General features: G+C 46.0%; 9 protein-coding genes. 4 read left to right on the top strand and 5 right to left on the bottom strand.

Translation table 11 applies throughout. The features are described 5' to 3' along the window. The 3 genes from L4D06_RS02275 to L4D06_RS02265 all read right to left on the bottom strand — a co-directional run. Positions 1–185: DUF3333 domain-containing protein (locus L4D06_RS02275; RefSeq protein ID WP_429737717.1), on the bottom strand; the 185-nt coding region annotated here is incomplete at its 3' end. Beyond that, entirely contained in the window at positions 178–1560 is a 1383-nt protein-coding gene (gene pstC / locus L4D06_RS02270; RefSeq protein ID WP_274163721.1) for a phosphate ABC transporter permease subunit PstC, read from the bottom strand. The genes L4D06_RS02275 and pstC, both read right to left, overlap by 8 nt. A 333-nt stretch (positions 1561–1893) precedes the next feature. Further along, the gene (locus L4D06_RS02265) at positions 1894–2934 is read right to left on the bottom strand and encodes a substrate-binding domain-containing protein (protein WP_274163722.1); all 1041 of its coding nucleotides are present in this window, start codon (positions 2932–2934) and stop codon (positions 1894–1896) included. Positions 2935–3390: 456 nt separating this feature from the next. Between L4D06_RS02265 and L4D06_RS02260 the strand changes: the two genes are divergently transcribed. Beyond that, complete coding sequence (locus tag L4D06_RS02260; protein WP_429737716.1) at positions 3391–3873, top strand: hypothetical protein; 483 nt, start codon at positions 3391–3393, stop codon at positions 3871–3873. Positions 3874–3986: 113 nt separating this feature from the next. Here the strand turns inward: L4D06_RS02260 and L4D06_RS02255 are convergent, their stop codons facing one another. Continuing rightward, positions 3987–5111, bottom strand: a complete 1125-nt coding sequence (locus L4D06_RS02255; protein ID WP_429737715.1) for a GGDEF domain-containing protein — start codon at positions 5109–5111, stop codon at positions 3987–3989. Between the two features lie 614 nt (positions 5112–5725). Here L4D06_RS02255 and L4D06_RS02250 point away from each other — a divergent pair. The 3 genes from L4D06_RS02250 to L4D06_RS02240 all read left to right on the top strand — a co-directional run bounded on the left by L4D06_RS02250 (position 5726) and on the right by L4D06_RS02240 (position 7201). Then, positions 5726–6331: an RHS repeat domain-containing protein gene (locus tag L4D06_RS02250; RefSeq protein WP_429737714.1), complete on the top strand. Its 606-nt coding sequence runs from the start codon at positions 5726–5728 to the stop codon at positions 6329–6331. Between the two features lie 221 nt (positions 6332–6552). Then, positions 6553–6861 carry a hypothetical protein gene (locus L4D06_RS02245; RefSeq protein WP_429737713.1) on the top strand — a complete coding sequence of 103 codons (309 nt, stop codon included), beginning with the start codon at positions 6553–6555 and terminating at the stop codon, positions 6859–6861. Continuing rightward, positions 6854–7201 (top strand): hypothetical protein, encoded by a 348-nt coding sequence (locus tag L4D06_RS02240; protein ID WP_429737712.1) that lies wholly within the window; start codon positions 6854–6856, stop codon positions 7199–7201. Before L4D06_RS02245 ends, L4D06_RS02240 begins: the two co-directional genes overlap by 8 nt. 216 nt (positions 7202–7417) lie before the next feature. Here the strand turns inward: L4D06_RS02240 and L4D06_RS02235 are convergent, their stop codons facing one another. Beyond that, positions 7418–8380, bottom strand: a complete 963-nt coding sequence (locus L4D06_RS02235; RefSeq protein ID WP_429737726.1) for a transposase — start codon at positions 8378–8380, stop codon at positions 7418–7420. Positions 8381–8475 lie beyond the last annotated feature (95 nt).

Raw genomic sequence — 8475 nt, 5'->3', positions numbered from 1 at the left:
GTGTAGAACGCGGTGTAGCCGTCAGAGACAATGGTTGTCATCAGCACGATCAGAAAAGCAAAGGCCATGGATATAGAGGCAACACCATAGAAACGGAAACGCTTTTCTTTTGCGCGGCGACGTGCAACGCCAGCTTTGACTTTCGCTCGCTTAGTTTCAGCGATTTTCAATAATCTATCAGTCATACTGCTCTCGATATTTCTTCACGATTCGAAGTGCGACAAAGTTAAGCGCCAAGGTCACGACAAACAACGTCAAACCCAGTGCGAATGCTGCAAGTGTTTTCGGGCTATCAAACTCTTGGTCGCCCACCAGCAAGGTCACGATTTGAACGGTGACTGTGGTAACAGAATCGAGGGGATTCGCGGTGAGGTTTGCTGAAAGGCCAGCAGCCATAACAACAATCATGGTTTCACCGATTGCTCGGGAAACGGCGAGCAGCAAACCACCGACAATGCCCGGTAATGCTGCAGGGAGAACCACACTTTTGATGGTTTCTGAGCGCGTTGCCCCTAAGCCTAGCGACCCATCGCGCAGCGCTTGAGGTACGGCAGTGATCACGTCATCCGACAGTGATGACACAAACGGGATAATCATGACGCCCATGACGGCACCCGCGGCAAGTGCGCTCTCTGAAGATGCGCCACTCAGGCCAATAGAATGTGCGATATCGCGAATGAATGGCGCGGCAGTCAATGCTGCAAAGAAGCCATAAACCACGGTGGGGATACCCGCGAGAATTTCCAAAATCGGCTTAACGATATTACGCACTCGTGGAGAGGCGTATTCCGCTAAGTAAATCGCACTCATCAAGCCAATTGGCGCGGCGATACACATAGCGATCAATGAGATCATCAATGTACCAGTAAAGAGCGGGATTGCGCCGAATGCGCCACTTGCACCTTGTTGGTCTGCACGAAGGGCAATTTGTGGCGACCAAGATGTTCCAAACAAAAAGTCGGTCACAGGAATTATTTGGAAGAAACGAATCGCTTCAAACAACACAGAAAGGACGATACCTAAGGTAGTCAAAATCGCCAGCGTTGAACAAAACATGAGGAAGATTTGAAGGCATCTTTCTACATAGTGTCTGGCTTTCAGCTTCGGTTTAACGATACGCCAACCTAATGCCAACCCCATCAGAGATAAAGCTGCAACGGCGACAAAACGCAAGGTCTGCCCGATGCCTTCTAGGTGTTGATAGTGTCCTGCTGCTGCCAATAGGCTTGGGTCTTCTGTTTGGAGAACACCGTTAGCAATATGGATAATTTGGCTATATAGCAGTTGGATATTCTGGTGCGAGTCAATGGTCGCTTGCGGCAGTTGCGCCATAACCAATGATTCAACCAGACTTGGCTCGACGGCTTGCCAAATCACCAGCAATATAAAACTCGGAATTGCTGCGAGAATGGCAGCAAACGAACCGTAATATACAGGCCGAGAGTGAAGCGTGTTCAAACCACCGTTTACGGTAGCAACATCTCGGGAGCGTTTTTTGGCGAGGAAATAGGCGCTAAAAGTTAGCAGCACTACCATCACCATCAATGTGGATGTCGTCATCCCTATTCCTTAAATCCCTGATACAGCTAAAGTGGTGTGCCTTTCGGCCCACCACCAAGGGTCTGTTGACCTTTAGTGGTTAAATTTTGTTCTAGCTAAAAGCGTTTTAGGCTAGGCGAGGTGTGTGCCGCCTAGCGCTCTAAGCAAATACGCCTCAACAAAGCATAAAACGCTTTTGGCAGAACCCTTCGGGCAGCGTTTGTGGCGACTTTCTCCTGTGTTATCGACTTCTCATGTAGGCCAGCTACACTTCGAAGCCTCTGCCTTGTATAAAGTCGCCACAAACTGCTGCAAAAATAATCACAAAAGGTCAACAGACCCTATGGTTACAATTTACAGATTTGGCGTTAAATCTACTGCGCTGTTGCGAACCAGTTTCCAATCACGTGCTGACAGTGGAATCAGACCACGGTCAGTCAGGTAACCTTCGTCACCAATTGCATCTTCAGAAGTAAATGCCGCAACATACTCTTGAAGGCCGGGGATAACATCTGAGTGCGCTTTCTTCACGTAGAAGTAAAGTGAACGAGAAACAGGGTAAGAACCGTCACCAATTGCATCGAAGGTAGGTACTACACCGCCGATTTTCGCGCCTTGTACTTTGTCAGAGTTTTGCTCAAGGAAGCTGTAACCAAAGATGCCGAACGCGCTTGGGTTAGCATCTAGCTTCTGAACGATCAGGTTGTCGTTCTCGCCAGCTTCGATGAATGCGCCATCTTCACGAATGCCGTGACACACGGCTTTGTACTTTTTCTTGTCCGCTTTTTTCATCGCTTTCAATGCTGGGTACTGCTTACAGCCGCCTTCCATTGCTAGTTCAACGAATGCATCGCGAGTACCCGACGTTGGTGGTGGACCAAGCACTTCAATTTTCAGGGCTGGAAGTGACGCGTTGACGTCTTTCCACGTTTTGTTCGGGTTTTCGATAAGGTTGCCGTTTGCATCTGGCACGACTTTCGCGAGCGCAGTGAAAAGGTCTTTCAAAGTGATGTCGAACTGCTGCGATTTCTTCGAGTTTGCGAAGGCGATGCCATCGTAGCCCACTTTCACTTCAACGATGTCTTTCACGCCGTTCTTGGCACAAAGCTCAACTTCAGAGCTTTTGATTTTGCGAGAAGCGTTAGTAATGTCTGGCGTGTTTTCACCAACGCCGGCACAGAACAGCTTCAAACCGCCGCCTGAACCCGTAGATTCAATTTTTGGTACCGAGAATTCTGAGGTGCGACCGAAGCGTTCCGCTACTACTGTCGCAAATGGGTACACTGTTGAGGAACCAACAATACTAATGTAGTCACGTGTTGCTGCCGCTGCGTTACCTGCTGCAAACGTTGACAGGCATACTGTGGATGCCGCAATCAGAGTCTTAAGTTTCACATCAACCTCCAAGTCGATATCTATTCTGTGAAGCAGTGCAAAGCGCTAACTGCTTTCGATTTCGGTTAAAACTGACGTAAAAGTTAGAGCCCTAATGTGACGCTTAGCTTAACGAAATGTGAACATTCCATTACAGCGGCAGCCCGATCACCACTGAAACATTAACTAAATCAATACGTCACGCGAATGACATATTTCACCCTTAGGTTATACCCAATAAACCTGAAGATGCTCGATTTCAGGTTGCTGAGTATATTTCCCATGCCTCAATCTCCGCGCCTCTGTAGCGCTCATAGCAGTTTGCAGGTATCAACGTTTTTTCTCGCAGAGCACGCATGATGAAAGCCAACAAGTGGTTTCTCATTGCCGTGATTGTTTGTCGCGAAAGTCAAAAAGCGCACACAACAGCAATCAAAACGGCTCACCTAGCGGTGACGCGAAAATAGGAAAAAATGCATGACGAGAAAAAGCAAACCCACCACATGCCAAGAGGGAGCATTGACCAAAAAAGGTTTAGCAGGGCAAGCTAGCCGTCAAAACGCCAAACCCAGCGTCTTGTTTCTATGTGATGGAAAGGAGGGATATTCTCTTGTTGCTCAGTCGATACTGACGCACAAAGCAAATAGCTATTTCAGAGGATTTAGCGCGTTCACGAGCAGTACCTGCGACGTCACATCGGCATGCCACGCACTTCATCAATACAACATTGTCTGTAGCGATAAATATCATTTAAAAATCGACAATTACAAGGAAGAACGCGTCGACTACCTCATTGCCATGTCCCCGTCATCGGTTCAATCAGGGAAACCTTTGCCTGAGTATTCAAAGTTTATTCCTTGGGATGTCACAGGAGGGGGCGAGGTAAGCAATAAACACAGTGTGGTGAAATATATCAACGAGCAAATTAACTATTTTCTCTCTGTTTATCTTTATCGGTAACACTATCGACAACACAACACTTTCGCGATCAATCCACGGATTGTCGACGCTGTCTCAAGCGTGACGGCATCACACTAGTTAACGCATAAACGGTTAAGATAGTCTGTAAACGATCAAGATAATGATGTAATTGTCACCGGACGCTTCGAAGCAGAAATCGCACAATTACGCCCTTTACCTTTCGCTTCCACCAACGCGCCATGAGCGAGATTAATCAGCTTATCTAGCGCTTTAGAAAAAGGGATCTTCTCTTCGCTGTCACTACGAAATGCACAATAACCTACGCTGATGGTCACTGGCGTCCCGTCCACTTCACACTGAGCCACATGTTCAGCCATTCGTACACACACTTTTGCAACTTCTGATTGCAAGGTATCAGGGAACCATACCAAAAATTGTTCACCACTATAGCGTGCAACATAGTCATAGTTGCGAACCGCTTGTCTGAGCGCCACTGCAACCCCCTTGAGGATTCGGTCGCCCTCTTCATGCCCATGTTGTTCGTTGAACATATGGAAAAAATCGATATCGACCAAAGCAATAGCACCTTCCCCATCTCGGCGAATGAGCTGGTTCACTTCACGATGAAGATAATCAAACAGTGCCCCACGGTTAGGCAATTCTGTTAATGCATCGACATGTTGAATTTTCTCTAGTCTCTGACTCAAAACCCGATAGGACTCGCGAGCACCCCGCACTTCTTCACGGTACTCTTCGTTTTCTAGTTTCAGTTCCAGTAACCCCGCCATGAGTAACAAGGCTTCTTCGTCAAGAGGATGTGCCTCCCCTACTGTCTCTCCACAAAAACTCAACGTTCCCCAAACGACACCATTGAAATAAATCGCTACTCCCCAGTAAGCGACGGGCAAACTTTTAATAAACAGATGCCCCTTCAGCTTCTCATGCACGCGAGTATCTGCGGCAAGTATCGGTGTTTGCTCGCTCACTGCGATTCCACAAAATGAGGTAGACAACGGCGCAGTCTCACCTGCCTGACACGTCGAGAAACTCCCTCCAACCTCTGCTGGCTTTGTATAACACTCGACAACCTGCAGTTCTTGATCACCAACGCAAGTTAACTTCCCCGCATTCGCCGCAAAGTAATTCGCCCCAATTTCAAGCAACTGTGTCGCCCACTCAGAGAACGTCATGTCACGGCGTCGGCTCAACTGTTGTATGTGCGTCAACAAGGTATCGAGCGATGCTCGGCGACCAGACAGCTCAATATCGGTGGTCATATATGTGTCCCATTTGCGATATGTGTATTAAGAGGAATAGCACAGACTCAGGATTAATCGAGGATCAGTCAATTCTGTCATCATTATTTGCAATAACGATGTAAGTACGCGCTGATATTCCAACAATCGTCAAATTTATTCGAAAGCATCCAATTCAAACGTCATGTTTCGATTCTTCAAATAGATCTATTCCGCTCCATACCCTCATGTCACTCACCAAATATTTCTTCTGGAGTTCTAGGCATTCGTTTGATTACGAAGGGCGGTAGCGTTTTTAATCACTGCCCCACTAAACTCATCAATGATGCTCAGGTAGCCATGAAAAAAGCACACACCTGTTATTCAGCGTCAACAGACGCTGACCTACGGTTAAATCAATTCTGATGCCCCAAGCCTTCTCATCTCGCAGGGCGATTTGGAAACTCTCGCACAACATAATGTAGGTTCATATCAAAGAATCCCTGAAGAACTTTGTAAGTTGAAAATACGATTTAAGAACCTGAAAAAACTTCCGAATACCCAATAGCCGCTATTTCAACATATGGATCAAAGACGGTTCGGTGTATGAGTACTGCGCAACCGATGATGGACCAATTAGCGGGACACTCTAACAATTGCACAAACACTTCGTGTATGCCGATAGCAAGCTGATCGTACAAACCCGCGACAGCGAAGACAAGCTGAAAGACAAGCAAATCCGCTACTTGCACTACGATGCGCTGCAATCTATCGACATGATCACCGACGGTTACGGTGTGGTGGTTGAACGCCGCAGTTATAACGTGTGGGGCAAACAGCGCAAGGTCATCTGGCAAGATGACAGCCCAACGCACGTTGAACAGGCGGTGATCACTAACCGTGGCTTTACGAGGCACGAGGAGATTGAGGAAGTCGGGCTGATCCACATGAATGGTCGGGTTTATGATCAGGAGCTGGGGAGGTTTATAAGTCCAGACCCTATAATCCAAAATCCGCTATTGACCGCTAGTTTTAATCGCTATTCTTATGCTGTTAACAATCCATTAAAGTACATAGACCCTACAGGATTCACATTTGGTGAAACGTGTGATGTGGATACCGGATCTAGTAATTCTTCCGATAGTGGAAAAATGAATCTCCAAATAATAATTGTGGCGATAATGGTTCTTCAAATCCGTGGAGACGGGACGACGAAGAAACTAATCAACCTCGTTATAGTGAGGATGGCACACTCGAACTAACAATAACATACGGAGGCGACGACCCAGATGCCGATTTAGGTCTTGATGGCACGTTTGAAATCTCAAACGTAAACAGAGGTAACGGCAGCGGCAGCGATTCGAGTGAAGATTTAAACGTAACTGGTACATTATCGTTTGGCATTGGTGCCGTTGCAGGAGTAGTAGTAGAAAACTTCAATAGCGTCCGCTACGATTTCAGAAGAACTTTCACAAATAGTGATATGAAAAAGCTTGGCTGGGCCAAGTCTACTGGTTTCTTAGCTGCAGCAATTGGTTCAGGTTATTCCATAAAAAGTGCAATAACCAGTTGGCAACCAGATATGCCTTCAACTAAGAAATTTGATATTGTTGCAGACTTGGCCTTAGACCTTACTATGACAGCTATTGCTTTCACTGGCCCATGGGGTCTTGTAGCCTCCGGAATATACTTTAGGGTTGATTACTACTTTGATCAAAATTTAGTTTCCACGGCAAGACAATGGGGTTTCTCTAAATTTAGAAGCTCAACATTACGAGAGAGAAATGAATAAATTATTAAAAGAATTAAAGAAATCAAGTATTGAAACGTTTGAGAAAAGGCGAGATCACAGTCCTGTATTTACGGGATTGCTATTTAGTTCCTTTCTGTTAAATCTAAATCTCTATACGTTAATGATATTATTTTTAATTATATTCAGAAAGATCGGGCTTGAATTATCAATACTGGAAGAAGCTTTTATGCCCATATGGATACTAACACTACTTGCTGGCCTTTTAATTTTAAACAAAATAAAAATCGGGCCTGAAGTTAAAAAAATCTCCATCTTGAGATACTGTGTGTTGAGTATATTTTCATTAGTATCATCAGCAGCTTTATTTCTAATTATTTAACGAAATTAGGACAACTAGCGGGACAGACACCCCAAGAGAAAAACTATAACTAACCTATCAGTAACTCACTGTTATAAAGTTAGATTCATCAGAAAATCATTCAAAACAGCTCAGTAACCAAATTGAGCACCAAATCACGCCAAATCTGGAGGTAGCAGACAGCACAAAAACAGGCGGTAGCCTGTTGGTTGTTAGCGTTTGAGTTGAGAAACTGGGTTAGCCGTCAGGCAGTCTAAAACCTGATAGCCGCTTTCGGTTTAGGTGAGGGAGTGCCGCTTTAATGGCATGATGACTGCCCACTAACCTGCCCTGCTCCGCTTTTGTGCAGGCATTGAGCCAGTCGACAGAATCAAAGCCGAGTCTGGAAAGAATTGGCGGTACTGTGTTGTCGATGTGACCGCGTTTGTTGTCCCTGAGTTGCCTACCTGTCCAATCGACGAGTTCTAGGTAGTCCATTAATCGAAATGGGATACCGTCTGGCATGGGCTCACGAGGGTTGCCAGCAAAGGGGAAAAGGTGCGGCGCTGTGTGTTGTTCTTTTCTCAAAGATTCAATACGTGCTTTGACAGATGTAAATGCAGATTTTTCCGGCGTGTTTGCGATGGCAGCACGAACTGGGTTTAAGTCCACATAGGTCATCACTGCGGCTAGCGCTTTTTCATCAAGCAGGGCTTGGCTTTTAAAGCGCCCTTCCCAGAAGTGACCTGTACATTGGTCTTCACGATTGGCTTCTGAGGCAATGTACTGATTGAGCAATCGCATAAACCAACTGATGCTGGTGAGCCGTTCACGCCAAAGTTCGACGATTTCATTGCAACGTTCTCGTTCTGCCTCTGAGAGCGTATCGCCTTGCATAAATCGGTTGACCAACACTGGGCCCGAATGTAACGAGAGCCAACGCTCTGCGATTTCTCTTGTCGACAATGACTCTGCTTCTTTTACATTAATGTGCAAAACAACGTGGTAGTGGTTACTCATGATGGCGTAAGCACAGACATCGACACAGAATGTCTTAGCGAGGAGCAGTAAACGCTTTTCTATCCATTCGCGTCTGTGTTCAAAACTTTTTTCTGCATGTTTGTCGTAACCACAAAGAAATGAACGACGAACACAGCGCGACACGCAATGGTAATAAGGTGTGGCGTCAATACTGATCAGTGAAGAGCGGGCTTTTGTCATGCTGTTTAGTGCGAGTTGGCGAGCCAATACAACTAGACTAACTTGACCAGTTTGGACAAGCATCTTGGGATCTATCAATTGAGTGTTTCTACACG

The organism is Enterovibrio makurazakiensis (assembly GCF_050336585.1).
In the GTDB taxonomy this organism is placed as follows: domain Bacteria; phylum Pseudomonadota; class Gammaproteobacteria; order Enterobacterales; family Vibrionaceae; genus Enterovibrio; species Enterovibrio gelatinilyticus.
This window is presented reverse-complemented; position numbering and strand designations above follow the sequence as displayed.